24 protein-coding genes are annotated in these 24,260 nt (G+C 68.5%); 18 read left to right on the top strand and 6 right to left on the bottom strand.

Annotated features, from left to right (window positions below; genetic code table 11):
• The first annotated feature begins 80 nt into the window (after nucleotides 1–80).
• The 5 genes from dbpA (at nucleotide 81) to ACUDP5_RS12210 (ending at nucleotide 4,362) form a co-directional block, all read left to right on the top strand.
• Nucleotides 81–1,469, top strand: coding sequence for an ATP-dependent RNA helicase DbpA (gene dbpA, locus ACUDP5_RS12230; protein ID WP_445658855.1), 1,389 nt, complete (start codon nucleotides 81–83; stop codon nucleotides 1,467–1,469).
• Between the two features lie 181 nt (nucleotides 1,470–1,650).
• Nucleotides 1,651–2,058: a DoxX family protein gene (locus ACUDP5_RS12225; protein ID WP_263912566.1), complete on the top strand. Its 408-nt coding sequence runs from the start codon at nucleotides 1,651–1,653 to the stop codon at nucleotides 2,056–2,058.
• 238 nt (nucleotides 2,059–2,296) lie between these two features.
• Nucleotides 2,297–2,440: a hypothetical protein gene (locus tag ACUDP5_RS12220; RefSeq protein WP_175194236.1), complete on the top strand. Its 144-nt coding sequence runs from the start codon at nucleotides 2,297–2,299 to the stop codon at nucleotides 2,438–2,440.
• 30 nt (nucleotides 2,441–2,470) lie between these two features.
• Nucleotides 2,471–3,724, top strand: a complete 1,254-nt coding sequence (locus ACUDP5_RS12215; protein WP_445658854.1) for an adenylate cyclase — start codon at nucleotides 2,471–2,473, stop codon at nucleotides 3,722–3,724.
• 98 nt (nucleotides 3,725–3,822) lie between these two features.
• Nucleotides 3,823–4,362, top strand: coding sequence for a peroxiredoxin (locus tag ACUDP5_RS12210; protein WP_263912564.1), 540 nt, complete (start codon nucleotides 3,823–3,825; stop codon nucleotides 4,360–4,362).
• A gap of 69 nt (nucleotides 4,363–4,431) precedes the next feature.
• Here the strand turns inward: ACUDP5_RS12210 and ACUDP5_RS12205 are convergent, their stop codons facing one another.
• Nucleotides 4,432–5,880, bottom strand: a complete 1,449-nt coding sequence (locus ACUDP5_RS12205) for a CoA transferase (RefSeq protein ID WP_263912708.1) — start codon at nucleotides 5,878–5,880, stop codon at nucleotides 4,432–4,434.
• A 297-nt stretch (nucleotides 5,881–6,177) separates the two neighbouring features.
• Here ACUDP5_RS12205 and phrB point away from each other — a divergent pair, with 297 nt between their 5' ends.
• Both phrB and ACUDP5_RS12195 read left to right on the top strand, forming a co-directional pair.
• Complete coding sequence (gene phrB / locus ACUDP5_RS12200) at nucleotides 6,178–7,596, top strand: deoxyribodipyrimidine photo-lyase (RefSeq protein ID WP_445658853.1); 1,419 nt, start codon at nucleotides 6,178–6,180, stop codon at nucleotides 7,594–7,596.
• 187 nt (nucleotides 7,597–7,783) lie between these two features.
• Entirely contained in the window at nucleotides 7,784–9,478 is a 1,695-nt protein-coding gene (locus ACUDP5_RS12195; RefSeq protein WP_445658852.1) for a methyl-accepting chemotaxis protein, read from the top strand.
• 50 nt (nucleotides 9,479–9,528) lie between these two features.
• Here ACUDP5_RS12195 and ACUDP5_RS12190 read toward each other — a convergent pair whose 3' ends face one another.
• Nucleotides 9,529–10,203, bottom strand: coding sequence for a 4-hydroxythreonine-4-phosphate dehydrogenase (locus ACUDP5_RS12190; RefSeq protein WP_263912561.1), 675 nt, complete (start codon nucleotides 10,201–10,203; stop codon nucleotides 9,529–9,531).
• A 19-nt stretch (nucleotides 10,204–10,222) separates the two neighbouring features.
• On the bottom strand, nucleotides 10,223–11,230 hold the full coding sequence (pdxA, locus tag ACUDP5_RS12185) for a 4-hydroxythreonine-4-phosphate dehydrogenase PdxA (RefSeq protein ID WP_445659159.1): 1,008 nt from the start codon (nucleotides 11,228–11,230) through the stop codon (nucleotides 10,223–10,225).
• Nucleotides 11,231–11,399: 169 nt separating this feature from the next.
• Between pdxA and ACUDP5_RS12180 the strand changes: the two genes are divergently transcribed.
• A complete protein-coding gene (locus tag ACUDP5_RS12180; protein ID WP_445658851.1) occupies nucleotides 11,400–12,278 on the top strand; it encodes a LysR substrate-binding domain-containing protein in 879 nt (292 codons plus the stop codon).
• Nucleotides 12,279–12,333: 55 nt separating this feature from the next.
• Here the strand turns inward: ACUDP5_RS12180 and ACUDP5_RS12175 are convergent, their stop codons facing one another.
• A complete protein-coding gene (locus tag ACUDP5_RS12175; protein WP_263912559.1) occupies nucleotides 12,334–12,669 on the bottom strand; it encodes a hypothetical protein in 336 nt (111 codons plus the stop codon).
• Nucleotides 12,670–13,039: 370 nt separating this feature from the next.
• Here ACUDP5_RS12175 and ACUDP5_RS12170 point away from each other — a divergent pair, with 370 nt between their 5' ends.
• The 4 genes from ACUDP5_RS12170 to ACUDP5_RS12155 all read left to right on the top strand — a co-directional run bounded on the left by ACUDP5_RS12170 (nucleotide 13,040) and on the right by ACUDP5_RS12155 (nucleotide 17,741).
• A complete protein-coding gene (locus ACUDP5_RS12170) occupies nucleotides 13,040–14,608 on the top strand; it encodes a DUF1800 domain-containing protein (RefSeq protein ID WP_263912558.1) in 1,569 nt (522 codons plus the stop codon).
• 23 nt (nucleotides 14,609–14,631) lie between these two features.
• A complete protein-coding gene (locus tag ACUDP5_RS12165; RefSeq protein WP_445658850.1) occupies nucleotides 14,632–15,834 on the top strand; it encodes a DUF1501 domain-containing protein in 1,203 nt (400 codons plus the stop codon).
• Nucleotides 15,835–16,009: 175 nt separating this feature from the next.
• Nucleotides 16,010–17,212, top strand: coding sequence for an MFS transporter (locus tag ACUDP5_RS12160; RefSeq protein ID WP_263912556.1), 1,203 nt, complete (start codon nucleotides 16,010–16,012; stop codon nucleotides 17,210–17,212).
• A gap of 34 nt (nucleotides 17,213–17,246) precedes the next feature.
• A complete protein-coding gene (locus ACUDP5_RS12155; RefSeq protein WP_263912555.1) occupies nucleotides 17,247–17,741 on the top strand; it encodes a glutathione peroxidase in 495 nt (164 codons plus the stop codon).
• Between the two features lie 82 nt (nucleotides 17,742–17,823).
• Here the strand turns inward: ACUDP5_RS12155 and ACUDP5_RS12150 are convergent, their stop codons facing one another.
• Nucleotides 17,824–18,291, bottom strand: coding sequence for an Lrp/AsnC family transcriptional regulator (locus tag ACUDP5_RS12150; RefSeq protein WP_175194257.1), 468 nt, complete (start codon nucleotides 18,289–18,291; stop codon nucleotides 17,824–17,826).
• A gap of 123 nt (nucleotides 18,292–18,414) precedes the next feature.
• Between ACUDP5_RS12150 and ACUDP5_RS12145 the strand changes: the two genes are divergently transcribed.
• The 6 genes from ACUDP5_RS12145 (at nucleotide 18,415) to ACUDP5_RS12120 (ending at nucleotide 22,665) form a co-directional block, all read left to right on the top strand.
• A complete protein-coding gene (locus ACUDP5_RS12145) occupies nucleotides 18,415–19,320 on the top strand; it encodes a DMT family transporter (protein ID WP_445658849.1) in 906 nt (301 codons plus the stop codon).
• A 175-nt stretch (nucleotides 19,321–19,495) separates the two neighbouring features.
• Nucleotides 19,496–20,194, top strand: coding sequence for a glutathione S-transferase N-terminal domain-containing protein (locus ACUDP5_RS12140; RefSeq protein WP_263912553.1), 699 nt, complete (start codon nucleotides 19,496–19,498; stop codon nucleotides 20,192–20,194).
• 12 nt (nucleotides 20,195–20,206) lie between these two features.
• Nucleotides 20,207–20,689 (top strand): GNAT family N-acetyltransferase, encoded by a 483-nt coding sequence (locus tag ACUDP5_RS12135; protein ID WP_263912552.1) that lies wholly within the window; start codon nucleotides 20,207–20,209, stop codon nucleotides 20,687–20,689.
• Between the two features lie 38 nt (nucleotides 20,690–20,727).
• Nucleotides 20,728–21,003, top strand: a complete 276-nt coding sequence (locus tag ACUDP5_RS12130; RefSeq protein ID WP_263912551.1) for a lipoate protein ligase C-terminal domain-containing protein — start codon at nucleotides 20,728–20,730, stop codon at nucleotides 21,001–21,003.
• Nucleotides 21,000–21,776, top strand: coding sequence for a lipoate--protein ligase family protein (locus ACUDP5_RS12125; protein WP_445658848.1), 777 nt, complete (start codon nucleotides 21,000–21,002; stop codon nucleotides 21,774–21,776). Before ACUDP5_RS12130 ends, ACUDP5_RS12125 begins: the two co-directional genes overlap by 4 nt.
• Nucleotides 21,777–21,843: 67 nt before the next feature.
• Nucleotides 21,844–22,665: an RsiV family protein gene (locus tag ACUDP5_RS12120; RefSeq protein WP_263912549.1), complete on the top strand. Its 822-nt coding sequence runs from the start codon at nucleotides 21,844–21,846 to the stop codon at nucleotides 22,663–22,665.
• Nucleotides 22,666–22,837: 172 nt separating this feature from the next.
• Here ACUDP5_RS12120 and ACUDP5_RS12115 read toward each other — a convergent pair whose 3' ends face one another.
• Entirely contained in the window at nucleotides 22,838–24,127 is a 1,290-nt protein-coding gene (locus ACUDP5_RS12115) for a Glu/Leu/Phe/Val family dehydrogenase (RefSeq protein WP_263912548.1), read from the bottom strand.
• Nucleotides 24,128–24,260 lie beyond the last annotated feature (133 nt).

The raw sequence follows: 24,260 nt of genomic DNA, 5'->3' as shown, positions 1-24,260 counted from the left end.
GCCTGGCGGGCGCTTTCCAGGCCCCCAGGGCTTACACTGTCGGCCGAATCCGCTTTTTTCGCAGTTTCTGCGACCCTACTGTGACCCACACGCCTTTTACCTCCCTGCCCCTGCTCCCCGCCCTGCTCGAGAACCTGCAAAGCCTGGGGTTCGAGAACATGACGCCGATCCAGGCGCAAAGCCTGCCGCTCATCCTGGAAGGCCGCGACATCATTGCGCAGGCCAAGACCGGCAGCGGCAAGACCGCGGCGTTCGGCCTGGGCGTGCTGCAGAAGCTGGATACCACCCGCCTGACGCCCCAGGCGCTGCTGGTGTGCCCCACCCGTGAACTGGCCGACCAGGTCGCCCAGGAACTGCGCCGGCTGGCCCGCCAGATCGCCAACGTCAAGATCCTGACCCTGTGCGGCGGCGCCGCGGCGCGCCCGCAGGCCGAATCGCTGGCGCGCGGCGCCCACCTGGTGGTCGGTACGCCCGGCCGCATCCAGGACCACCTCGAACGCGGCAGCCTGGACCTGTCGGGCCTGACCACGCTGGTGCTGGACGAAGCCGACCGCATGGTCGACATGGGCTTCTACGACGATATCGTCGCCATCGCCTCGCATTGCCCCACCAAGCGCCAGACGCTGCTGTTTTCGGCCACCTACCCCGACAACATCAAGAAGCTCAGCGCGCGCTTTCTGCGCAACCCGGCCGAGGTCAAGGTCGAGGCCCAGCACGATTCCAGCCGCATCGAACAGATCTTCTACGAAATCGACCCGGCCGACCGCCTGGACGCCGTGGCCACGCTGCTGGCGCATTTCCGTCCGGTGTCCACCCTGGCCTTCTGCAATACCAAGGTGCGCAGCCACGACCTGGTCGAACGCCTGCAGGCCGAAGGCATCAGCGCCCTGGCCCTGAACGGCGACCTGGAACAGCGCGAACGCGATGAAATCCTGATCCAGTTCGCCAACCAGAGCTGCGCCGTGCTGGTGGCGACCGACGTGGCCGCGCGCGGGCTGGACATCCAGAACCTGGGGGCCGTCATCAACGTCGACGTCACCAAGGACACCGAAGTCCACGTGCACCGCATCGGCCGCAGCGGCCGTGGCGAACAGAAGGGCCTGGCGCTGAGCCTGTGCTCGCCCGACGAAATGCGCTGGGCCAACCTGATCGAGCAATACCAGGGCTCGCCCCTGACCTGGGGCGACATCAAGTCGCTGCGCGCCAAGGCCGACCGCCCGCTGCGCGCGCCCATGATCACGCTGTGCATCCAGGGCGGCAAGAAAGACAAGCTGCGTCCCGGCGACCTGCTGGGCGCCCTGACCGGCGATGGCGGCCTGACGTTCGAACAGGTCGGCAAGATCAACATCACCGAATTCAATTCCTACGTCGCGCTGGACCGCAAGATCGCCAAGCAGGTGTTTTCGCGCATCTCCAACAGCAACATCAAGGGCCGGCGCTTCCGCATGCGCTACCTCGAGGAATTCTGAGCGCCCCGACGACAAGTCGGCCAGTCCCCGATATCAGGGTCAAAAGCTTGATGGTTTTGCTCGGGATTTGCCATAATGGCCCCGCCCGGCGCTCCAAGCGGCGCCGGGCGCGGAACCAAAGGCTCGCCGTGCGCTCCAATCCGCGCATTGCCCCCCTTAACCATCACAAGAGAAACTCACCATGATCAAATCCGACGACACCGGCAAGCTGATCCTGCGCCTGACCCTCGGCATTCTGATTCTGCTCCATGGCTTGTTCAAGATCACCGGCGGCGGCGTCGGCGGCATTGCGGGCATGCTGTCTTCGCACGGCCTGCCCGGCTTTTTGGCCTACGGCGTCTACATCGGCGAAATCCTCGCCCCGGTGCTGCTCATCGTCGGCATCTACACCCGCCTGGGCGGCCTGATCATCGCCATCAACATGGTCGTGGCCATCCTGCTGGCGCACACCGGTCAACTGTCCAGCCTGACCAACAACGGCGGCTGGGCGCTGGAACTGCAAGGCATGTTCCTGTTCACGGCCCTGGCCATCGCCTTCATGGGCGCCGGCCGCTTCAGCCTGGCCGGCAACGGCGGCCGCTGGAACTGACCCCGCGTCACCTCCTTCGCCAACCTGAAAGGCCGCTGTCACACCAGCGGCCTTTTTTCATGGGCGAATGGCACAAATGCTACGAACGACATCAACGGTCACGCTGGCGCAAACATCGGTCACCTGAAAGCTGTTTCGGATCCATTACAGACCCGAACTCGCCTGCCCAAGCGTGGCCTAATTCCTACGAGCCCATTGAACGCGTGGTGCACGCCCGGCGCTCGGCAGGAGATTCCAAATGAAGAAGACCGTGTTGTTGATGCTGGCCATGGCCAGTGCGCTGTCGGGTTGCGTCGTGGTGCCGGCGCGTCCGGCTTATTACCGCCCGGCGCCCGCTTATTACTACTATCCCGCCCCGCACTACTACTATCACGGCTACTGATCCACGCGCCCGCCGCGTAAAGGAAACGCCATGAACGCCCACGCCAGGATTCTTCCGCTTCGCCCGCTGGCCGCCGCCGTCCTGCTGGCGGCCAGCGCCGGCGCAATGGCGCAGACCTATGCACCGCCCCCCGCGCCGGCCGCCCCCGCCTACGACAACGGCGATCCCGCCAACGCCAACCTGGCGCCTGTCGACCGCAGCCCACAGCCGCCCCCGCCCCTGCCCGTCTACGAACAGCCGCCCGCCCCCGGCGACGGCTACATGTGGGTGCCCGGCTACTGGAGCCTGAACCGCCTGGGCTACTTCTGGGTGCCCGGGGCCTGGGTGCTGGCCCCCTACACCGGCGCGCTCTGGACGCCCGGTTATTGGGGCTTCGTCGACGGCGTCTACCTGTGGCATGCCGGGTACTGGGGGCCGCACATCGGCTTCTATGGCGGCGTGAACTACGGCTTCGGCTACATCGGCATCGGCTACGTGGGCGGCTATTGGAACCACGACCGCTTCTTCTACAACCGCGCCGTGACCAACGTGAACGTCACCCGCGTCACCAACGTCTACAACCACACGGTGGTGGTCAACAACATCGACAACCGCCGCATCAGCTACAACGGCGGCCCGGCCGGCATCCGACGGCAAGCGGATCCACGCGAGATCGCCGCGCGCAATGAACAGCATCGTCCGCCCACGGACGTGCAGCGCGGCTTTGCCCGCCAGGCCGCCGGCAATCGGGCGCAGTTCTTCGACCATAACCAGGGCCGTCCGGCCCAGGCCTTCGTCGAACATGCGCCGGAGCGCGGCGGGCCGGGCCAAGGGCCGCGGCCAGGCGGTGCGCCGGGCAATGGCCCGGGCGCCGGTCCCGCCAACGTGCCGAACGCGGGTGGGCCTGGCGGCCGCCCCGACATGAACCGCGGCGGGCCAGGTGATCGGCCGGGGATGAATCGCGGCAACGGTGGCGATCGGCCCGACATGAACCGTGGCAACCCGGGCGGCATGCCGGCAGGCCAGGCGCGTCCCGGGCCGCAAGGGCAGCAACCGGCCGCGCAACATGCCCCCCAGCCGCAAGCGCGCCCGCAGCCCGCACAGCGGCCCACGCCCGCGCCCGACAACCTGGCGCAGGCAGCCGCGCGTGAACGCCATGGCGCGCCCCAGCATCGGCCGCAAAGCCCGCCGCAGGCCCGTCCCGAAGGCAACCCGCAGCATGGCGGCGGCAACCGGCCGCAAGGCGGGCACGAGCCGCCGCGTGGCGGCGAGCGTGCCGCGCCGCATGATCGAGGCCGCGACTGAATTTGCGCTGACTGAATCCGGACTGGATTCCCCCCGCGCGCGGGGCTACAGTGCAAGGCTGACGCAGCCCCGCCGCGCAACGCTACCCGGAGACTCCCATGAAGCGCCTTGCCCCCCTGTTCCTTGCCTGCGGCCTGTTGGCCGGCACCGCCGCCCACGCGGCCCTCAACGTCGGCGCGCCCGCGCCCGACTTCAGCACCCAGGCCTCGCTCGGCGGCAATGTATTTACCTTCAAGCTCGCCGAGGCCCTGAAACAAGGGCCCGTGGTGCTGTATTTCTATCCCGCCGCGTTCAGCAAGGGCTGCACCATCGAGGCGCACGATTTCGCCGAAGCCACCGACGAATACAAGTCGTTGGGCGCCACCGTCATCGGCGTGTCGGCCGACGACATCGACACCCTGAACAAGTTTTCGGTCAGCGAATGCCGCAGCAAGTTCGCGGTGGCGGCCGATGGCGACGGCAAGATCATGAAGGCCTACGACGCCGTGCTGGACGCCCGCCCCGAGCGCGCGCAGCGCACGTCCTACGTGATCTCGCCCGAGGGCAAGATCCTGTACGAATACACCAATATGAATCCCGAGTCGCACGTGGCGAACACGATGCGGGCCTTGCGGGAATGGAAGGCGGCCAAGCAGTAAGCAAGCCAGTGGCACCGGTTGGGCCAATGACAAAGGGGGGCTGACGCCCCCCTTTCTACCTCCGCCGGGTCAATTGAACGGCCACACCGTCGGGTGCGTGCCGGGCGGGCAGGAAGGCCGGATCCAGCGCGCAGGCGTGTCGGAAAACTGCGCCGCGTGGCGCACCGCCACCAATTCGCCAAAGCCCGACGGCGTGGTTTCCAGCAAGCCGTTGAACCCGGGCATGGCACAGTCCAGGCCGCCGTCGACGCGACCCAGCGTGCGCAGCCAGTGCGCCGTCTGGGCCAGCGAGACTTTGACGTGCCAGCTGCCGCCTTCGGTCGCCTGGCGCGCCAGCGCCACCTGCGCGCCAAACGCCATCAGATAGCCCGACGCGTGGTCCAGTATCTGCATGGGCAGCGGCTTGGGTGCATCCTGGCCGGCGGCCTGCGCTTCGGCATGGTTGAAGCCGGCGGCCGTCTGCACCAGTGAATCGAAGCCGCGGCGGTTGGCCCATGGGCCCACCGGGCCATATGCCGACAGCGACACGTAGACGATGCCCGGACGGATGCGAGCGACGTCCTGCGGACCGAAGCCCAGCGCGGCCATGCCGCCGGGACGATAGCCCTGCACGAAGATGTGGGCGCTGCGCAGCAGGTTGCCCAACGCGATGCGGCCGTCGGCCGTGTCCAGGTCGGCCAGCACCGACAGCTTGCCGCGGCTGGTGTCGATGAGATTGCCGATATTGGGCAGATTCGGGGAATTCACCAGCATCACGTCGGCGCCGTAGGCGGCCAACGCCCGCCCGCACACCGGCCCGGCGATGATGCGGGTCAGGTCCAGCACGCGGAGGTCCTGTAGCGGACGCGCCTCCTGGCCGTATTTGGGCAGCGGCCGGGGGTCGGCGTCGCCAATGCGTTCGATGGTCAAGAGAGGCTGCGCCGCGATGGCCTGGCCCTGCGGATGGCGGTCCCATTCGTCGAAGCTGCGCATGGCGGTGACCACCAAGCCGGCATCGGCGGCGACCTGCTCGAAATCCTGTGCGCGCCAGCGGCCCAGCGCCTGTTCGACGGCGGCCCGCGTGGCGCCCTCGCCGGTGGGACAGCCCAACAGCGCCAGCGCACCGTCGCGATGGTGCGGGAAGTTGGCGTGGATGCGGACCCAGCCGCCATCGCCGCAGCGGTAGACGCCGGTGATGGGATCATGCGGATCCGGCGCAGTGCCATTCACCGTGAAATGGCTGCGGCATTCCTGCGCCGCGTGCAGCATGTCCACCGAGACCTGCTGGCGGGCGCCGCCCCGCAATTGCCAGATTTCGGCAGCGGCCAACGCCGCCGCGGCGATGCTGGCCTGCGCCGCGGTGCCCACCGCGAAAGACGATGGCACCACCGGTTCCGCGCCGGTCAGCACCACGTGTTGCAGCGACTCGTCGGGCAGGTCGAATGCGCCCCAGAGGCGTTGCAGGACCTCGCGAGTTGTCTTGCTGGCGGGTGTGCGTCCCTTGAGAAAGGACGGGCGGAAATCCATCAGGTGTCCCATATCGTTCATCTTCTTTTGGCGTTAAGTGGATTACATGGCGGCCCCGCCAGCCGCGTCAATACAGGGAAAGCGCCAGCGTGTTTCATGGTTTGACGGCCGCGCGCGGCGTTTTCCCGGGGCGGCGGCCCGGGACCGGTGGCCCGTCGACGCGCCCGGGGCAGCCCACCTTGGTCACATCTACTCGTAGTTTTTACACGGCGTGGCATCGTCCCCGGCCCGCGCCCTCGACCCAAGATAGAATGCCTGCCTTGCGGCGCGCCGCCCGGCGTGCGCGTTTTTCCGTCCGACCGCCCCATCATGAATACGCTGATCTGGCTGCGCACCGACCTGCGCCTGCACGACAACCCCGCCCTGGCCGCCGCCGCGGCCAACGGCACGGCCACCGCCTTGTTCATTGCGGCCCCCGGCCAATGGCGCCGGCACGGCGACGCGCCGGCCAAGGTCGATTTCTGGCTGCGCAACCTGCGCGAACTGTCGCAGGACCTGGCCCGGCTGGGCATTCCCCTGAAGCTGCTGACCGTGGACACCTGGGACGAGGTGCCCGACGCGCTGCTGGGGTTCTGCGCCGACCATGAGATCAAGCAGGTGCACGCCAATACCGAATGGGCCGTCAACGAACGCCGCCGCGACGATACGGTGTCGTGGCGCCTGGCCGAGGCCGGCGTGGACTGGACGCTGCACCACGGCGCGACGCTGCTCAAGCCGGGCACGGTGCTGACCGGCAAGGGCGACACCTACCGCGTCTACACCCCCTATGCGCGCGCTTGCCGCGAGCGCCTGCGCAGCGCCCCGTTGCGCGCCATTGCCGCCCCCAAGGCGCAGACGGCGCCGGCCTGGGGCCCGGACCCCTTGCCCGACACGTTCGACGGCTACGGCCCGGCCAGCGACGCCATCCGCGCGCTGTGGCCCGCCGGAGAACACGCGGCCGGCGAGCGGCTGGACGCCTTCGCCGACGGCGTCATCGACGCCTACCGCGACGAACGCGATTTTCCCAGCCTGCCCGCCACCAGTTGCCTGTCGCCCTACCTGGCGGCCGGCGTGCTGTCCCCGGGCCAGGCATTGCGGGCAGCACAGGCCGCCAACCACGGCGAGCTGGAAAGCGGCAACGTCGGCGCCGCCACCTGGATCAACGAACTGCTGTGGCGCGAGTTCTACCAGCACCTGCTCGCCGCCTGCCCCACGCTGTCCATGCACCAGCCCATGAAGCCCGAGACCGCCGCGGTCCCGTGGCGCGACGCGCCCGAAGACCTGCAGGCCTGGCAGCAAGGCCGCACCGGCCTGCCCATCGTGGACGCCGCCATGCGCCAGCTGCTGGCGCTGGGCTGGATGCACAACCGCCTGCGCATGGTCACGGCGATGTTCCTGTCCAAGAACCTGCTGATCGACTGGCGCCTGGGCGAAGCCTGGTTCATGGCGCACCTGGTGGATGGCGACCTGGCCGCCAATAACGGCGGCTGGCAATGGAGCGCCTCCACCGGCGCCGATTCGGTGCCCTACTTCCGCGTCTTCAATCCCCTATCGCAGTCTCGCAAGTTCGATCCGCGCGGCGCGTTCCTGCGCGAATGGCTGCCCGAACTGGCGCACCTGGACGACTCGGCGATCCACGACCCCAGCCCCATGGAGCGCGCGGCGGCCGGCTATCCGCTGCCCATCGTCGACCTGGCGCAAAGCCGCCTGCGCGCGCTGGAAGCGTTCGGCAACCTGCCCAAGGCATAGCCGCGCGCATCACCGCGCCCATCCCCGCGCGAACCAAAGCCGTCCATCACAGCACGGCTTGGGTTCGCCGCCCACGCTTACCTTTGGCATAACTTCCAAATATCTTGATGTAGATCAACCCGGCCATACCGTCCGTCCCGGATCATCCGGCAGCACCTCGCCACGCCCATCACAGGACGACAGACGCATGCGCAACAACCAGCCGGTCTACGACAAGGAATACACGCTGCACGACGAGCAGTACCTGATTTCGCGCACCGACTCGCGCGGACGCATCATCTACGCCAATCCGGCGTTCGTCGAAGTCAGCGGCTTTTCACGCGATGAACTGGTGGGCGCGGCCCACAACATCGTGCGCCATCCCGACATGCCCGAGCAAGCGTTCGAAGACCTGTGGCGCACCATCCAGCGCGGCGAGTCCTGGACCGGCGTGGTCAAGAACCGCCGCAAGGACGGCGGCTTCTATTGGGTGCTGGCCAACGTCACGCCCATCATCGAACGCGGCGAGACGGTCTGTTATGCCTCGGTGCGCGTCAAGCCGACGCGGGCGCAGGTCGAGGCCGCCGACGCCGCCTACGCGCACCTGCGCAACGGCACCGCGCGCGGATTCAAACTCAGCCGCGGCCAGGTCAAGCCCACCGGCATCCGCGGCGTGCTGGCATGCCTGAAACTGTGGCGCCTGACCGGGGTGCGCTCGCGCATGCTGGCCTGGGCCATGCTGGCGTCCAGCCTGTTCCTGGGCGCGGCCGGCGTGGCCCTGTACGGCATGCTGGACCGCATGAGCACCGAAGACATCGCGCTGGCCGGCGCCATGCTCGCCGGCGGCGTGGTGCTGATCTTCGCGTCGGGCTGGGGCTTTGCGCGGTCGATCACCGGGCTGCTGGTCACCGCCACCGACTTCACGCGCCAGATCGCCGCGGGCAATCTCAGCACGCCCTTGCCGCCGGCCAGCATCCGCGACGAGATCGGCGCCTTGAAATTCTCGCTGGAGGTGATGCGCAAGAGCCTGGTCAGCATCACGCGCGACGTGCACCAGGGCATTGAAAGCGCGCTGACGTCAGCGGCCGAAATTGCCGATGGCAACGCCGACCTGTCGGCCCACACGCAACGCCAGGCGGCATCGCTGGAAGAAGCGGCGGCCAGCATGGAACAGCTGGCGTCCACCGTGAAGCAGACGGCCACCAATGCGCACGGCGCCGACCAGATGGCCAACCAGGCGTCTGACGTCGCCAAGCGCGGCGGCCAGGTCGTCAACGAGGCGGTGACGGCCATGCAGGGCATCGTGCAAAGCACGTCACGCATCACCGAGATCGTCGGCATCATCGACGGCATCGCGTTCCAGACCAACATCCTGGCGCTCAACGCCGCGGTGGAAGCGGCCCGCGCGGGCGAGGCCGGCAAGGGCTTCGCGGTGGTCGCGGCCGAGGTGCGCAGCCTGGCCCAGAAAAGCGCCACCGCCGCGCGCGAGATCAAGGAACTGATCGAGGCCTCGAACCACAAAGTCGAAGACGGCGTGCGGCATGTGGAACGGGCCGGCGAGGCGATGCTGGACATCGTCGATTCGGTGCAGCAGGTGACGCAGATCGTCAACGAGATCGCGGCCACGTCCACCGAACAGCACACCGGCATCGACAACGTGAGCCGCACGATCTCGGAAACCGACAATGCCGCGCAGCGCAATGCGGTGCGCGTCGAACAGGCCAGCCTGGCGGTCGACAACCTGCGCACGCGCGGCGCGCAGCTGCGTCACGCGATCGAGGTGTTCCGCATTGCCGGCGCGCAGACGGTGCTGCCCAAGCGTGCCGCTGCGCCGGTGACCGCGGGGCTTATCGCATCGCCGCCGCGCGTGGCACAGCCGTTGCTTGAACAGCGGATTTCTTGAGTCAGCGTGCCGGGCGGCCACGCGGCCAGGCCCGGTCTGCACGCGATCGCTCAGGCGGCTTGCGCGGCCGCCAGAATCGCCTGCAACTGCCCCGCCAAGCCTTCCCGGGCGGCGGGAAACTTGCCGTCCAGCGCCGCGGTGCCGACCGTGAAGCCTGCCGCGCCCGCGCGGCAGGCCAGCTGGATGCGTTCGGCCGAATCCAGCGACCCCGCCACGATCACCGGCACATCGACGCGGCACACGTCGGCGATCAGGGCCGGCACATCGACATCGGCGCGGTAGGCCAGCAGATCCAGCCCATGCACGCCGGGCAGGTCCGCCAGCTGGCGCGCGCTGCGGGCGATCGCCTGGCGCGAACCGCCCAGGATGCCGGGATGTCCATGCACCTGGCCGGGAAATGGGTAATAGCGCAGACGCGACCCCGCCAGCAGCGGCAATGCATCCGCCACATGCGTGCCGCCCAGCAGGAAGTCCACGTCCAGTTCCCGCGCCGCGCGCACCGATGCCAGTTCGCTCTCGCGGTCCTGCGAGACCACTTCCAGGTAGCTGCTGGCGCCGGCCTCGCGGATGCGTTGGTGCAGGCGCCGCAGCGTTGCCAGCGGCTGGCCGATGTCCTTGAAGCCGATGTGCCGCACCCCGCAGCCCAGCGCAATGTCCAGATAGGCCTCGGCATGGTCGACCGTGCGGTCGTTGCGCGTCAGCATGAAGATGAAGTCGGTTCGCATGATGATGGGGGTGTCCTGGTCAGGCATTGTCGATAGGGAATGCGGCCTTGGGCAAGCCTTGCGCGTGCCCGGCCAGTTGAAAGGCGCGGTCGATGGCGCTGCGCAGGCTGGCCGGGTCGGCAATGCCCTGCCCGGCGATGTCGAAGGCCGTGCCGTGGTCCGGACTGGTGCGCACGAAAGGCAGGCCCAGCGTGATGTTCACGCCCAGCTCCAGGCCCAGGTACTTCACCGGGATCAACCCCTGGTCGTGGTACTGCGCCACCACCACGTCGAAACGCCCTTGCCGCGCCTGCATGAAGACCGTGTCGCCGGGCCAGGGGCCACTGGCGTCGATGCCTTCGCGGCGCGCCGCGTCGATGGCGGGCCGGATGATGCGCGCCTCTTCGTCGCCGAACAGCCCGTCTTCGCCGGCATGGGGATTCAGGCCGGCCACCGCCACGCGCGGCGCGGCCACGCCCAGGGCACGGCCGCCTTCGTGCGCCAGCCGCAGGGCCGACAGTTGCGCCTCGAAATCAGCACGCTCGATTGCCTGGCGCAGCGAGCAATGGATGGTCACCAGTACCGTGGCGATGGCCTCGTTGGCCAGCATCATCGCCACGCGCCGCGCGCCGCCGCGATCCGCCAGGATCTCGGTGTGGCCCGGGTACGGCACGCCGGCCGCGGCCAGCGCGGCCTTGTGGACAGGCGCGGTGACCATGCCCGCCACGCGGCCCTGCCGCGCCAGGTCGATCGCCACGCAGATGGCCTGGTAGGCCGCCCGGCCGCACGCCGCGTTCACCCGACCCAGCGAAGGCAACGGATGCAGCGCGGACGACGGCACCAGGCACAGGCGGTCGGCCCGCAGGTCGGCATCGGCCACGTCCTGCACGACGTGCAGGCGGTGGGCAGCGCCCAGCGGCGCCAGCGCGCGGGCCATGACGGCGGGGTCGCCCACGACCAGGCAGCGTTCGGCGTAGCGAGGCAACAGCAGCGTCTTGGCAACGATCTCCGGCCCGATGCCGGCGGGGTCGCCCATCGTGATGGCCATGGGCAGGCCAGGCCCCGCGCCATCGGCGGCGCGGGTCAGGTCATCGGCAATGATGCCGACGGCGGGGGAAACGGTTGCAGGGACGCGGTTCATACTGGTGATTAAAATGCATATCACGCGCCAGGAATATCCATGATTTCTGACGTTTATTCGTGATAAAAACTCACCAATGACCCGCCGCCCATCCCTGAACGACCTGCGCGCCTTCGAAGCCGTGGCCCGCCTGGGCTCGATGCGCGCCGCCGCCGATGAACTGTCGCTGACGCATGGCGCCGTCAGCCGGCGCGTGGCCAAGCTGGCCGACGACCTGGGCCTGGTGCTGGTCGAGCCCGCCGGCCGCGGCCTGCGCATCACCGCCGCCGGCCAGTTGCTGGCCTCGTCCATGCACCGCGCCCTGGCGCTGGTCAACGGCACGATCGACACCCTGCAAGACCGCGGCGCCAGGCGGCCCGTGGTGCTGTCATGCGAACGTTCGGTGGCCATGCGCTGGCTGATTCCGCGGCTGTCGGCCTTCCAGGACCGGCATCCCGACATCGACCTGCATCTGTCGGTGGGCGGCGGCGCGCTGGATTTTGCGCGCGACTCGGTCACGCTGGCGCTGCGGCGGCTGGATTTCCCGGTGCGCCCTGAATGGACGGTCACGCGGCTGATGCCCGAAAGCATGGGCCCGGTCATGGCCCCCACGCTGGTGGCGGACTTTCTATCAGGCCATTACGTGGCGCTGGCCTCACGCACCCGGCCGCAGGCCTGGGACGACTGGCTGGCGCAGGCGTCGGCGCACCCGGCGCCGCGCAGCACGCGGCACCTGGATCATCATTTCCTGATGGTGGAAGCCGCCGCGGCCGGCCTGGGCGTGGCGCTCAGCCCGCGCATCCTGGCGCTGGACGATCTGCGCACCGGGCGGCTGGTCGCGCCCCTGGGCTTTGCGCCCGATGGGTCCGAGTATGGCCTGATCGAGCCGCGCGCCACGCCCGCCGGGGCCGCGGCGGCGCTACAGGCCCTGAAGCAATGGCTGGTCGCCACCGCCAGCGACATCGACACGGCTTGACGCGCCGCCGGGGCCACTCGCCCTGTGCGGGCACGCGATGGGCGTAGTGACGCCATCACTGCTGCGTGGCCGCCGCATCCTTGTCCAGCCGCTTCATGAACACCAGCAGTTCCTTTTCGACCTGCTTGTCGCCGCGCGCCTGCGCGGCTTGCAGGCCGGATTCCCAGGCGGCTCGCGCACCGGCTTTGTCGCCCAGGCCCAGGCAGGCCTTGCCCAGCCATTTCCAGGCCACCGAATACGCTGGATCGAATGCCAGCGAGGCGCGCAGGTGCGTCTCAGCTTCGCGAAAGCAGTCCTGTTCGGCATAGGCCTTGCCCAGCGAGAATCGCAACAACATGTTGTCCGTGCCCTTGGCCAACATTCCTTCCAATCGGTCGATCATTTCCCGCATCACCGGCCTCCTTTGCGCCGCATGCGCTGACTGCGATGGCACATGATAGGACGGCCCGCCCACGCCGGCAGCAATGGCCCCGCGGCGCGCAGGGATAGCACCGGGCCGGCAAAACGATCGGTTTCCGTGCGTTTCAAGCGGCGTGCGCAAGGGAATGCCGGTGCGAATATCCTGTCACAGCCCAAGGGCCGGCACGTTGTGCGCCGGACCTGAACACCTGCTGACGACAGGCCTGATCGATCACCAGAGAGGTGCCCGCTTGATGCCGTATTTGCGCTCCTCGTTTTGGCACGCGCCGTATTGTCGACTGACGTCGTTGCGACTGCCGCATTGGCGCCCGCCGCGTCTATTCCTGCATTTGCGCCTGCCCATGCGCCCGCTGTGGCGCCGTCTGGCGCCCCTGGCGCTGCTGCTGCCGCTGGCGGTCCAGGCGGCCCCGTCCGGCCCCGCGCCGGCCACTGCGGACCCCGCGCCCGCCAGCACCCGCGACGCCCCCGCGCAGGACGCCGCCCTGCTCAACCGCATCACCTGGGGCGCCACGCCCGCCGACCTGGCGCGGCTGCGCGAACTGGGCGCGGCGCGCTACCTGCAAGCGCAATTGCACCCCGACCCGCACGCCCGCCTGCCGCCCGCGGTGCAACAGCGCATCGACGCGCTGTCGATCTCGCGCCAAAGCGCCGACGATGCCCTGGCCGAACAGCGCGCGATCCGCCAGGACGCCAAGGACGCCGCCCCCGGCCCCAAGCAGGACGCCCAGCGCGACGCACGCGCGATTGCGCGCCAACGTGCCGACGACACCGCCACCCGCGCCTTCTACCGCGCCCTGTATTCACCCAACCAGCTGCAGGAACAGATGACGTGGTTCTGGATGAACCACTTCAATGTGTATGCCGACAAGAACGACATCGGCACCTACATCGACCAGTACGAAGAACGCGCCATCCGCCCGCATGCGCTGGGCAGGTTCCGCGACCTGCTGGCGGCCACGCTGCGCTCGCCAGCCATGCTGGTGTACCTGGACAACACCCAGAACGCCGCCGGCCACATCAACGAGAACTACGCCCGTGAATTGATGGAGCTGCACACGCTGGGCGTCAAGGGCGGCTACACCCAGGCCGACGTGCAGGAACTGGCGCGCATCCTCACCGGCTTGGGCATCCGCAATGCGCAAGGCACGCCCAACCTGCGGCCCGAACTGCGCGGCCAACTGGTGCGAGACGGGCTCTTCATCTTCAACCCCGCGCGCCACGACTACGGCGACAAGACCTTCCTGGGCCACACCATCCGCGGCGCCGGCATGGCCGAAGTGGACCAGGCCGTCGACCTCTTGGCGCGCCACCCCGCCACCGCGCGCTTTGTCAGCACCAAGCTGGCCGTCTACTTCCTGGGCGACGCGCCACCGGCCTCGGTCATCGACAGGATGGCCAAGACCTTCCAGGCGCAGGACGGCGACATCGCCGCCACGTTGCAGACGCTGTTCACCTCGCCCGAGTTCGCGCGGTCGCTCAAGACCGGCGTGTTCAAGGACCCGGTGCACTACGTCTATTCCGCGCTGCGCCTGGCTTACGCCGACCTGCCGCCCATCGTCAACACGCGGCCCGGCATGGGCCTGCTGCGGCAATTGGGCCAGCCGCTGAACCAGCGCCTGACGCCCGATGGCTATCCGCAAGCGCAGTCGGACTGGGCCGGTTCGGGCCAGATGACCGCGCGCTTCGAAGTGGCGCGCGCCATCGCCGCCGGGCCGCAGGCCTTCTATCGCGAAGGCGACGACAAGGGGCCGGTGGACCTGCCGCGCATGCCCGACCTGTTGCGCGAGCACAGCGCCGATGGCCTGTTCGCGCACCTGTCGCCCGCCACCCGCCAGGCCATCGCCCAGGCCAAGAATCCCAAGGACGCCAACACCTACCTGTTGGCCTCGCCCGAATTCATGCGCCGCTGACCCGCGGCGCGAGGAGTCCCGACATGCATCGCCGCCGCATCCTGCAATTGATGGCCTCGGCGCCGCTGGCCTTCGGCGCCAGCCGCCTCTACGCCGCCCCCGCCGCCGCCGGCAACAAGCTGCTGGTCGTCTTCATGCGCGGCGCCTACGACGCAGCCAGCCTGCTGGTGCCCGCCAGCAGCGACTTCTATTACGAATCGCGCCCGTCCATCGCCATCGCCCGCCCCGGCAGCGGCGCGGACGCCGCCCTGCCCCTGGCCGACGGCTGGGCCCTGCATCCCGCGCTGGCCGACAGCCTGATGCCGTTCTACCAGAAGCGGCAACTGGCCTTCGTGCCCTTCGCCGGCACCGATGACCTCAGCCGCAGCCACTTCGAAACGCAGAACAGCATCGAACTGGGCCAAGGCGCGGCCCGCGCCAAGGGCGGCGATTTTCGCTCGGGCTTCCTGAACCGCCTGGCCGCCGCGCTGAGCAGCGGCGGCACGCAGTCGGCCGCCTTCACGTCGGAGGTGCCGCAGATCTTCCGCGGCAACGAACGCGTCCCCAACATCGACCTGGGCGGCGCCAGCCGCAAGTCGCGCCTGAGCGACAACGACAACCGCGTCATCGCGTCCATGTACCGCCACACCGACCTGGACGCCTCGGTCACCGAGGGCCAGCGCATCATGGGCGCAGCGCGCGAAGAGCTCGACGCGGAAATGCAGGCCGCCAACGGCAACGCCGTCTCGGCCGGCAAGCTCGAACAGGAAGCCCGCCGCATCGGCCGCTTCATGCGCGACCGCTACCACCTGGGCTTTGTCGACGTGGGCGGCTGGGACACCCACGTGGGCCAGGGCGCAGCCACCGGCGTGCTGGCCAACCGGCTGGGCCAGTTGGGCCGCGCGCTGGCCGCCTACGCCGATGCCATGGGCCCGGCCTGGAAGCAGGCCACAGTGGTGGTCATCAGCGAATTCGGCCGCACCTTCCGCGAAAACGGCAACAAGGGCACCGACCACGGCCACGGCACGGTCTACTGGGTGCTGGGCGGCAACGTACAAGGCGGCCGCATCGCCGGCCGCCAGGTCAAGGTCGCGCAGAACACGCTGTTCCAGGACCGCGACTACCCCGTCCTGAACGAATACCGCGCCCTGTTCGCCGGCCTGTTCTCGCGCCTGTACGGCCTGGACAAGGCCCGCCTGGCGCAGATATTCCCCGGCATCGCGCCGCTGGATCTGAAGCTGGTGTGACCCACTTGCGGGATGGCTCCTGCGCGTGCGCCGACACCTTCCTGTAAGGCCTTGCCCCTATCATTGGCGGGTCATTGCCCGGGCCCGCGTGCCCGGCTGCCCTAAAATCACGGACTTGTTCCCCTTGCCGCCCGCGCCGCATGCCGCGCCCCGGCCATCCCCTTTCCGGTTTTCCATGCCCCTGCATCTCCTCGCGCTGGCCGCCGCCGCTTTCGGCATCGGCACCAGCGAATTCGTCATCATGGGCCTGTTGCCCAACGTCGCCGCCGACCTCGATGTGACCATCGACATCGCCGGCCTGCTCATCACCGGCTACGCCATGGGCGTGGTGATCGGCGCGCCCATCATGGCCATCATCACCGCCAAGCTGCCGCGCAAGGCCACGCTGATCGGCCTGGCCAGCACCTTCGTGCTGGGCAACCTGCTGTGCGCGCTGGCGCCCAACTACGGGCTGCTGATGGCGGCGCGCGTGTTCACCGCCTTCTGCCACGGCGCCTTCTTCGGCATCGGCGCCGTGGTGGCGGCGGACCTGGTACCGCGCAACCAGCGGTCCAGCGCCATCGCCCTGATGTTCACCGGCCTGACGCTGGCCAATGTGCTGGGCGTGCCGCTGGGCACCGCGCTGGGCCAGGTGGCCGGCTGGCGTTCCACCTTCTGGGTGGTCAGCGGCATCGGCCTGGCCGCGGTGGCGGCGCTGGCGGCGTGGCTGCCGGGCCGCATCCCGATGCAGCCGGGCAACATCCTGCGTGAATTCAAGGTGCTGCGCGACATCCGCGTGCTGTGGCCGCTGGCGGCCAGCGTGCTGGCGTCGGCCTCGCTGTTCTGCGTACTGACCTACATCGCGCCGATCCTGCGCGACATCACCGGCGTGTCCGAACGCGGCGTGACCGGCGTGCTGCTGCTGTTCGGCGTGGCCCTGACGGTGGGCAGCACCCTGGGCGGCAAGCTGGGCGACCGCAACCTGGAAGTCTCGCTGCGCCGCATTTTCCTGGGGCTGGTGCTGGTGTTCCTGGCGCTCAGCCAGGCCATCCACGCCCTGGCGCCGATGCTGGTGATGACGTTCATCTGGGGCACGCTGGGCTTTGCCGTGGTGCCGCTGCTGCAGACCCTGATCGTGGACCAGGCGGCCGATGCGCCCAACCTGGCGTCGACGCTGAACCAGGGCGCCTTCAACCTGGGCAACGCGGGCGGCGCGTGGCTGGGCAGCCTGGCGCTGGGCCACGGCCTGCCGCTGACCGACCTGCCCTGGATGTCGGCCGCCCTAGCCGCCAGCGTGCTGCTGCTGACCTTGTGGGGCACGCGCTACTATGGACGCCATGCCGGGACGGCGCAGCCGCGGCAAGCCAGCGAACTGGCCTCGTCCCGTTCCGACGCCTGATCACCCGGCGGCGTCGACACCCCAGGAGCCCACCATGAGCACGATCTACGATTTCTCGGCCCGCGACATCCACGGCGCCGACCAACCGCTGGACGCCTACCGCGGCCGTGTGCTGCTGGTGGTGAACGTGGCCTCCAAGTGCGGCTTCACGCCGCAATACTCGGGGCTGGAAGAGCTGTACCGCGCCCTGCGCGATGACGGCCTGACCGTGCTGGGTTTTCCGTGCGACCAGTTCGGCCACCAGGAACCCGGCGACGAAGCCGAGATCCAGAATTTCTGCTCGACCCAGTACGACATCACCTTCCCGCTGTTCGCCAAGATCGACGTCAACGGCGCCGATGCCCACCCGCTGTACCGCTGGCTGAAAGGCGAAAAGCCCGGCGTGTTCGGCACCGAGGGCATCAAGTGGAACTTCACCAAGTTCCTGGTGGGCCGCGACGGCCAGGTCATCAAGCGCTACGCCCCCACCGATACGCCCGCAGGTTTGAAGGACGACATCGTGCGCGCACTGGCGGCGCCGGCCGTGTAACGCCTGTTGAGCGCCGCCCTGCCGCGGCATGGCAGGCAGAAAGCGCCGGCCCGGGTTGGCCGGCCCCGGCCAACGGCCCGCCTCAACGCAGCGGCGGCAAGCGCCGGCGCACCGTGTGCGACTTGACGATGGCGGTGTTGGTTTCGGCGAATTCGGTCACGCGTTCCAGGATGCCGTCCAGGTGCGTGATCGACCGCAGCACCAGCCGCGCGATGAAGCAGTCGTCGCCCGTGACCTTGTCGCATTCGACGAAGTCCGGAATCTCCTGGATCAGGCCCTCGACCCGGCGCAACTGTCCGGGCAGCGGGCGGATCCGCACGATCGCCTCCAGCGTGTAGCCCAGCGCCACCGGATCGACGTCCAGCGTGTAGGCGCGGATCACCCCAGATTCTTCCAGGCGCCGCAGGCGATCGGCCACGCTGGGCGCGGACATGCCGACCTGGCGCGCCAGGTCGGCCGTGGTGGTGCGCGCGTTGGCCGTCAGGGTCTCGACCAGGCGACGGTCGATACCATCCAGCACCGGGCTTTCATTCTTTAGGTCGTTTTGCATAAATTCCACCTAAATGAAGGTTCAAAAACAAAACTGCCGTAGCAACATCATATAGCTCGGACGATCGGCCTGGGATAATTTCTCCATCGAATCCCTGGCCCACAAGGCCCCTGGAGCCTCCCCATGTCCCCGTCCTCCGACCGCCTCGGCCTGGCGCAAATGGCCGCCGCCATGACCCTGTCGGGCACGCTTGGCGTGTTCGTCCTGGAATCCGGCCAAAGCGCCTGGAACGTCGTGTTCTTTCGCTGCGTCTTCGGCGCCCTGTCGCTGTTCCTGTATTGCTGGGCCCGCGGCCTGCTCAAGCCGGGGCTGTTCACGGCCCGCACGCTGGGCCTGGCGCTGGCGGCGGGCGCGGCGCTGGTGCTGAACTGGGTGCTGCTGTTTTCGGCCTACCGGCTGGCCTCGATCTCGCTGGCCACCGCCGTCTACAACGTACAGCCATTTTTCCTGATCGGCCTGGGCGCCCTGTTCCTGGGCGAACGCCCCAGCCGCGGCAAGCTGGCCTGGTCGGTGGTGGCCTTTGCCGGATTGCTGCTGGTACTGCGCCTGACCGACACGGCCGGCGCGGGCGGCGCGGCCTACCTGTCGGGCCTGCTGCTGGGCCTGGGCGCGGCGGCGCTCTATGGCGTCACCGCCGTGATCGTCAAGCGCCTGAAGGGCATCCCGCCACAGGTGCTGGCGCTGGTGCAGGTGACGCTGGGCGCCGTGATGCTGCTGCCCATGGCCGACTTCAACGCCCTGCCCGCCGCGCCGCTGCAATGGGGTTACCTGGTGGCGCTGGGGGTGATCCACACCTGCCTGATGTACATCCTGATGTATTCGGCCATCCAGAAGCTGCCGACCACGTCCACCGCCGCGCTCAGCTTCATCTACCCCGCCGTGGCCATCCTGCTGGACCTGGTGGTGTACGGGCACCGCATGGACGCCACCCAGGTCGTGGGCGTGGCGCTGATCTTCCTGGCGGCGGCCGGGGTCAGCCTGAACTGGCAATGGCGCCTTCCCGGCAGCGCCAAGCCGGGCGCGGTCTGATCCCCAGGCAGGCTGTCCCGGGCCCGGCCTGCCCCGGCAGGCGGGGCCGAGCCGCGGCCCCCTGCGCACAAACCCGCACCCGGCTTCGGGGTATTCGTCCACGCCGGCCCCACCCGCCGCTATCATGGTTTTCCTATCCGCCGCCCGGCGGCGCCAAGACAAGAAAGGAATCCGCATGATCGATCTCTATTACTGGACCACGCCGAACGGCCACAAGATCACGATCTTCCTGGAAGAAACCGGCCTGCCTTACCAGATTCATCCGATCAATATCGGCAAGGGCGACCAGTTCAAGCCCGACTTCCTGGCCATCGCCCCCAACAACCGCATTCCGGCCATCGTCGACCAGGCGCCCGCCGATGGCGGCGCGCCGATCTCGCTGTTCGAATCCGGCGCCATCCTGCAGTACCTGGCCGAAAAGACCGGCCGCTTCCTGCCGGCCGACCTGCGCGGCCGTGCCGACGTGTCGCAATGGCTGTTCTGGCAGATGGGCGGCCTGGGCCCCATGGCCGGCCAGAACCACCACTTCTCGGGCTATGCCCCCGAACGCATTCCCTACGCCATCGACCGCTACGTCAAGGAAACCAACCGCCTGTACGGGGTGTTGAACAAGCGCCTGGCCGACCGCGAATTCGTGGCCGGCGACTATTCCATCGCCGACATGGCCGCCTACCCCTGGATCGTGCCGCACGCCAAGCAAGGCCAGGACCTGAACGACTTCCCGCACCTGAAGCGCTGGTTCGACGCCATTGCCGCACGTCCGGCCACGCAGCGCGCCTACGCCCTGGCGGACCGCATCAACACCACGCCGTCGGTCAGCGACGACGAATCGCGCCGCATCCTGTTCGGCCAGACCGCCCAGCACGTGCGTTGAACGGGCGCTGCCATGACCGATGACACCACCGACCGCGGCGCCGCGCTGCACTTTCGCCGCGCCACGCTGGCCGACCTGCCCGCCATCGTTGCGATGCTGGCCGACGACGAACTGGGGGCCAAGCGCGAAGATCCCTCCATTCCGCTGAACCCCCGCTACACTTCTGCCTTTACCGCCATCGAGCAGGACCCGAACCAGTTCTTCGCGGTGGTCGAACGCGATGCGCACCTGGTCGGCTGTTTGCAGTTATCGTTCATACCCGGCCTGTCGCGGCTGGGCCAATGGCGCGGACAGATCGAAAGCGTGCGTATCGCCTCGTCCTCGCGCGGCCAGGGCCTGGGGCGCATCATGTTCGAGTGGGCCATCGCGCAGTGCCGTTCGCAGGGATGCGACATGGTGCAGCTGACCACCGACCGCGCCCGGCCCGACGCCCGCCGCTTCTACGAAAGCCTGGGCTTCGTGGCCAGCCACGACGGCATGAAACTGAGCCTGTAGCGCCCCCCCGGCGCCCAGGCCAACCTAAGGAGCGCCCCATGCACGGCGAATACAAAGTCCCCGGCGGCAAGCTGGTCGTCGCGGACCTCGAAGTCCAGGACGGCCGCCTGGCCAACGTCCGCATCAGCGGCGACTTTTTCCTGGAACCGCCCGAGGCCCTGGAAGCAATCAACAGCGGCCTGAACGGCATGCCGGCGGACGCCGGCGAGCTGGAACTGGCGGTGGCCGTGCAGTCGGCCCTGCCCGCCAACACCGAGATGTTCGGCTTTTCGGCCGAGGCCGTGGCCGTGGTGCTGCGGAGGGCCCTGGCATGACCCGCACCGACTGGAACGACTACGACTGGCAACTGATCCACGAAGCGCCGCAGCCGCCCGCGCTGCACATGGCGCTGGACGCCGTCATCACCGACGAAGTCGGCGCCGGCACGCGCCCGCCCACCCTGCGCATCTGGGAATGGTCGGCGCCCGCGGTCGTGATCGGCCGTTTCCAATCGCTCAAGAACGAAGTCGACCCCGACGGCGCCGCGCGCCACGGCATCGAGGTCGTGCGCCGCGTCAGCGGCGGCGGCGCCATGTTCATCGAACCCGGCAACAGCATCACCTATTCGCTCAGCGCCCCGCAGGCGCTGGTGCACGGCATGAGCTTCCAGGAGTCCTACGCCTTCCTGGACGCCTGGGTGCTGCAGGCCTTGCAGGGCCTGGGCATCAAGGCCTGGTACCAGCCCCTGAACGACATCGCCTCCGACATCGGCAAGATCGGCGGCGCCGCCCAGGCGCGCCGCGCCGGTGCCGTGCTGCATCACGTCACCATGTCCTACGACATCGACGCCGATAAAATGGTGGAAGTCTTGCGCATCGGGCGCGAGAAACTGTCGGACAAGGGCACCACCAGCGCCAAGAAGCGCGTCGACCCGCTGCGCACCCAGACCGGGCTGGCGCGCGAAGTCATCATCCAGCGCATGGTCGATACCTTCGCCGGGCTGCACCGCCTGACGCCGGGCCAGCTGGGCGCCGCCACGCTGGCGAACGCCCAGGCCCAGGCCGCCGAAAAGTTCTCCACGCCCGAATGGACCGCGGTCGTCCCCTGACGGCCCCCGGGTTTACGTTCGACGGCCGCGCCGCAAGGCGCGGCCGGGTCTTTCTGGAGGTAGTTCAATGCGTCGCCCCTTTACGCCTCGCGGCGGGTTAAGCGCCCTGTTCCTGGGCACCGCCCTGTTGGCGCTGGCCGGCTGCGGCAGTTCGCCGCCCGCCAACATCACGCTGGACTCGCCGGCCTCGGCGTCGGCCTCGGCCACGCCCGAGAAAGTGGGCGACCTGTCCACCGAACGCATCAAGTGGTCGTCGGACAAACCCGGCTGCAAGGGCGACTGCCCCCGCATCGAAATCGACAGCGTGGCGTTTCCCGGCCTCCCCAAGCTGACCGCGCTGGTCGACCACGTGCTGGCCTACATGACCGGCACCGACGCCAACCGCCGCGGCCCGTATGAAACGCTGTCGGAATACACCCAGTACTTCTGGTCCACCGCCCGCCCGCGCGACGCCACCTACTTCAAGGCCAGCGTCAAGGACACCGTGGGCGACATCGTGTCCATCGAACTGCACACCGAACAGTTCCTGACGGGCGCCGCGCACGGCATCCCCGCCACCCAGTACCTGAACTGGGAACGCAGCCGCGGCCGCGTCATGGCGCTGGACGAAGCCCTGATCCCCGGCCGCCGCGGCGAGTACGTCGCCGCGCTGCAGCGCGCCCACGCCAAATGGCTGGCCGGCAACGCCGACGCCAAACGCGACCCGGCGGCCTACAACAAGATGTGGCCGTTCCAGGAAAGCGACAACTTCGCGCTCACGCGCGATGGCATCGTGGTCAAGTACGACGCCTACTCCATCGCGCCCTACTCCCACGGCGAACCCGAGCTGAGCATTCCCTACGCCGACCTGCGCGGCATCCTCAAGCCGGAACTGCTGCCCAAGTCCTGACGCGGGCGCCACCAGGGCGGCCGTCGCCGGGATTGCCGCCCCCGATGAACGGCGCCCTCGTCACGGCGGGCCGGCGACCTTCGCACCAATGCAAACCGCCCCTTGCGGGGCGGCGTGCTTGTCTTCCTCACTGCTCCTCCAGCGCCGGGCCCGGGCCCGGCGCAAGAAGACCTTACGGGTACAGGCCGCGCACCTGGCGGGCTTGCAGGATGCGCGTGCAAGCCACGATGAACGCAGCGGTACGCAGCGTCACCTTGTGCTCTTTGGCCACCTGCGCCACCGAGGCGTAGGCTTCGCGCATGATGCGTTCCAGGCGCTGGTTGATCTCGTCTTCGCTCCAGAAGAAGCTGGAGAAGTCCTGCACCCACTCGAAGTACGACACGGTCACGCCGCCGGCGTTGGCCAGCACGTCCGGCACCACGTACACGCCGTGTTCAGCCAGGATGTCGTCCGCTTCGGGGGTGGTCGGGCCGTTGGCGCCTTCGACCACGATCTTGGCGCGCACCTTGGCGGCGTTGTCGATGGTGATCTGGCTTTCCAGCGCGGCCGGGATCAGGAATTCGGTTTCGAGCGTCCAGAATTCGTCCTTGTCCAGGGCCTGGCCGCCCGAGAAACCGCCCACGCCGCCATGTTGCGACACGTGCGACAGCAGCTTGTGCACGTCCAGGCCGGCCGGGTTGTGCACCGTGCCGGTATGGTCTTGCGCCGCGATGACCTTGGCGCCGGCTTCGTGGAACAGGCGGGCGGCGGTGCCACCCACGTTGCCAAAGCCCTGCACCACCACGCGTGCCTTGGACACGTCGATGTTCAGGTCGCGCGCCGCTTCGCAGCCGACCACGAACACGCCGCGGCCGGTGGCCTCGACGCGGCCCAGGCTGCCGCCCAGCGCGATCGGCTTGCCGGTCACCACGCCGGTGGCGGTGGAGCCTTCGTTCATGGAGTACGTGTCCATCATCCAGGCCATGGTCTGGGCGTTGGTGTTCACGTCAGGAGCGGGAATGTCCTTGGAGGGTCCGATGATGACCCCGATTTCCGAGGTGTAGCGGCGCGTCATGCGCTCGAGTTCGGACTGCGACAGCTTGCGCGGGTCGACGCGGATGCCGCCCTTGGCGCCGCCGTAGGGCAGGTTCACCGCGGCGTTCTTGACCGACATCCACGCGGCCAGCGCCATCACTTCCGACAGGGTGACGTCCTGGTGGAAGCGCACGCCGCCCTTGCCGGGGCCGCGCGAGGTGTTGTGCTGCACGCGGTAGCCTTCGAAGTGGGCCACGCTGCCGTTGTCCAGCTCGATCGGCACATCGACGATCAGCGAACGCTTCGGGCGCTTCAGGGTCTCGACCCAGCGAGCCAGCGAGCCGAGGTACGGGGTGACCCGATCGACTTGTTGCAGGTAATTACCCCAGGGGCCGAGATCGTCGGCATTCAGATAAGACGGCAAGGCATGGGTGGGAATTTGAGACATGAACATGCTCTCCTGACAAAGTTGCGCCATTTTATCCATAACCATAATGTGTCCCCATATTTAATATAAATATTTTAATTGGGGACGCATTTATGCGCATGGAGACCGCGAGCGTTGCCGAGCCTGCCGAAAC

The sequence above is a fragment of the Achromobacter sp. NCFB-sbj8-Ac1-l genome (assembly GCF_052695805.1).
This window is presented reverse-complemented; position numbering and strand designations above follow the sequence as displayed.

What these genes read in the sequence shown, in the direction of transcription:
- ACUDP5_RS12225 (WP_263912566.1), top strand. Translation starts at nt 1,651, where the DNA reads ATGATCAAATCCGACGACACCGGCAAGCTGATCCTGCGCCTGACCCTC.
- ACUDP5_RS12220 (WP_175194236.1), top strand. Translation starts at nt 2,297, where the DNA reads ATGAAGAAGACCGTGTTGTTGATGCTGGCCATGGCCAGTGCGCTGTCG.
- ACUDP5_RS12215 (WP_445658854.1), top strand. Translation starts at nt 2,471, where the DNA reads ATGAACGCCCACGCCAGGATTCTTCCGCTTCGCCCGCTGGCCGCCGCC.
- ACUDP5_RS12210 (WP_263912564.1), top strand. Translation starts at nt 3,823, where the DNA reads ATGAAGCGCCTTGCCCCCCTGTTCCTTGCCTGCGGCCTGTTGGCCGGC.
- ACUDP5_RS12205 (WP_263912708.1), bottom strand. Translation starts at nt 5,880, where the DNA reads ATGGGACACCTGATGGATTTCCGCCCGTCCTTTCTCAAGGGACGCACA.
- phrB (WP_445658853.1), top strand. Translation starts at nt 6,178, where the DNA reads ATGAATACGCTGATCTGGCTGCGCACCGACCTGCGCCTGCACGACAAC.
- ACUDP5_RS12195 (WP_445658852.1), top strand. Translation starts at nt 7,784, where the DNA reads ATGCGCAACAACCAGCCGGTCTACGACAAGGAATACACGCTGCACGAC.
- ACUDP5_RS12190 (WP_263912561.1), bottom strand. Translation starts at nt 10,203, where the DNA reads ATGCGAACCGACTTCATCTTCATGCTGACGCGCAACGACCGCACGGTC.
- pdxA (WP_445659159.1), bottom strand. Translation starts at nt 11,230, where the DNA reads ATGGCCATCACGATGGGCGACCCCGCCGGCATCGGGCCGGAGATCGTT.
- ACUDP5_RS12180 (WP_445658851.1), top strand. Translation starts at nt 11,400, where the DNA reads ATGACCCGCCGCCCATCCCTGAACGACCTGCGCGCCTTCGAAGCCGTG.
- ACUDP5_RS12175 (WP_263912559.1), bottom strand. Translation starts at nt 12,669, where the DNA reads ATGCGGGAAATGATCGACCGATTGGAAGGAATGTTGGCCAAGGGCACG.
- ACUDP5_RS12170 (WP_263912558.1), top strand. Translation starts at nt 13,040, where the DNA reads ATGCGCCCGCTGTGGCGCCGTCTGGCGCCCCTGGCGCTGCTGCTGCCG.
- ACUDP5_RS12165 (WP_445658850.1), top strand. Translation starts at nt 14,632, where the DNA reads ATGCATCGCCGCCGCATCCTGCAATTGATGGCCTCGGCGCCGCTGGCC.
- ACUDP5_RS12160 (WP_263912556.1), top strand. Translation starts at nt 16,010, where the DNA reads ATGCCCCTGCATCTCCTCGCGCTGGCCGCCGCCGCTTTCGGCATCGGC.
- ACUDP5_RS12155 (WP_263912555.1), top strand. Translation starts at nt 17,247, where the DNA reads ATGAGCACGATCTACGATTTCTCGGCCCGCGACATCCACGGCGCCGAC.
- ACUDP5_RS12150 (WP_175194257.1), bottom strand. Translation starts at nt 18,291, where the DNA reads ATGCAAAACGACCTAAAGAATGAAAGCCCGGTGCTGGATGGTATCGAC.
- ACUDP5_RS12145 (WP_445658849.1), top strand. Translation starts at nt 18,415, where the DNA reads ATGTCCCCGTCCTCCGACCGCCTCGGCCTGGCGCAAATGGCCGCCGCC.
- ACUDP5_RS12140 (WP_263912553.1), top strand. Translation starts at nt 19,496, where the DNA reads ATGATCGATCTCTATTACTGGACCACGCCGAACGGCCACAAGATCACG.
- ACUDP5_RS12135 (WP_263912552.1), top strand. Translation starts at nt 20,207, where the DNA reads ATGACCGATGACACCACCGACCGCGGCGCCGCGCTGCACTTTCGCCGC.
- ACUDP5_RS12130 (WP_263912551.1), top strand. Translation starts at nt 20,728, where the DNA reads ATGCACGGCGAATACAAAGTCCCCGGCGGCAAGCTGGTCGTCGCGGAC.
- ACUDP5_RS12125 (WP_445658848.1), top strand. Translation starts at nt 21,000, where the DNA reads ATGACCCGCACCGACTGGAACGACTACGACTGGCAACTGATCCACGAA.
- ACUDP5_RS12120 (WP_263912549.1), top strand. Translation starts at nt 21,844, where the DNA reads ATGCGTCGCCCCTTTACGCCTCGCGGCGGGTTAAGCGCCCTGTTCCTG.
- ACUDP5_RS12115 (WP_263912548.1), bottom strand. Translation starts at nt 24,127, where the DNA reads ATGTCTCAAATTCCCACCCATGCCTTGCCGTCTTATCTGAATGCCGAC.